Genomic DNA, 1,549 nt, shown 5'->3' with positions numbered 1-1,549 from the left:
GAGCGGCTGGTGGAGCTGGTCAATCCGGCGCGCTCGCGGGCCCGTCATCCGCTGTTCCAGGTCCTGCTGGCCTTCCAGAACACCCCCGAAGTCACCCTCCGACTCCCCGGCCTCAGCGTCGAGACCGAGACCGCGGAGACCGACGTCGCCAAGTTCGACCTCGTCTTCAGCCTGCGTGAGGAGGGCGGCGACGGCGGCCTGCACGGTGTCCTGGAGTTCAACAAGGACCTCTTCGACGCTGGGACCGCCGCCCGTCTGGCCCGCCGCCTGGAACACCTGCTCGGCGCCCTCGTGGCCGACCCGGACCGGCCCGTCGACCGCGTCGACATCCTCGACGAGGACGAACGCCACCAGGTCCTCACCGCCTGGAACGCCACCTCCTCCGCTGTCGCCCCGGCACCGCTCCCGGCGCTCTTCGAGGCCCAGGCCGCCCGTACGCCCGAGGCGACGGCCCTGCTGCATGACGGCACGGCCCTGACCTACGCGGAGCTGAACGCCCGCGCCAATCGCCTCGCGCGCTGGCTGGCCGCCCGGGGCGTGCGGCCCGACACCGTGGTGGCGCTGGCCCTTCCGCGCTCGGCCGACCTGGTCCTCGCCGCCCTGGCCGTGGTCAAGGCGGGCGCGGCCTACCTGAACATCGACCCCGGCTACCCGGCCGAGCGGGCCGCCTACATGTGCGCCGACGCCCGTCCCCTGGGGCTGCTCACGTCCGGCGACGCCGACGCCCGCGCCCCGCGGGACGTGCCGCGCTGGCGGCTCGACGCCCCGGAGACGGCAGCCGAACTGGCCGCCCTGTCCCCGGCCGACCTGACCGACGCGGACCGCGCGGCACCGCTGCACGTCACCCATCCCGCGTACGTCGTCTACACCTCGGGCTCCACCGGCCGCCCCAAGGGCGTCCTCGTCACCCACCAGGGACTGGCGAGTCTCGCCGCGGCCCACCAGGAGGCACTGGGGGTGGACGAGGGCGCGCGGATGCTTCAGTTCGCCTCGCTCAGCTTCGACGCGTCGGCCTGTGAGCTGGTGACGGCCCTGCTGGCCGGCGCCACCCTGATCGTGCCGCGCCCCGACCAGCTGATCGGGGACGAAGTGGTGCGGCTCATGGCCGAGGCACAGGTGACCCACGCCATGCTGCCCCCGGCCTTCCTGGCCACCCTCGCCCCGGAGAGCGTCCCCACCCTGCGCGGACTGATCACCGGCGGCGAGGCGTGCCCGCCGGAGCTGACCGCCCGCTGGTCGGCGGGCCGCACCATGCTCAACGCCTACGGCCCGACCGAGTCGACCGTGTGCGCCACCCTCAGCGGCGCTCTCGCCGGCCCGGTGGCCGCCCCGATCGGCCGCCCGATCGACGGCACGCGCGCCTACGTCCTCGGCCGCGGTCTCGTCCCGGTGCCGGTCGGTGTACCCGGCGAGCTGTACCTCGCGGGCGATGGTGTGGCGCGGGGGTATCTGAACCGTCCGGGGCTGACGGCGGATCGTTTTGTGGCGTGTCCGTTCGGTGTGCCGGGTGAGCGGATGTACCGCACGGGTGATCTGGTGCGGTGGAACG

1 protein-coding gene is annotated in these 1,549 nt (G+C 74.2%); it reads left to right on the top strand.

All coding sequences use genetic code 11. From position 1 onward, the window contains the following. On the top strand, positions 1-1,549 hold a 1,549-nt coding region (locus ACTWQJ_RS51205; protein ID WP_443313171.1), incomplete at both ends, for a non-ribosomal peptide synthetase.

Origin of the sequence: Streptomyces sp. KR55, from assembly GCF_052245645.1 — a bacterium.
In the GTDB taxonomy this organism is placed as follows: domain Bacteria; phylum Actinomycetota; class Actinomycetes; order Streptomycetales; family Streptomycetaceae; genus Streptomyces; species Streptomyces flavusporus.
This window is presented reverse-complemented; position numbering and strand designations above follow the sequence as displayed.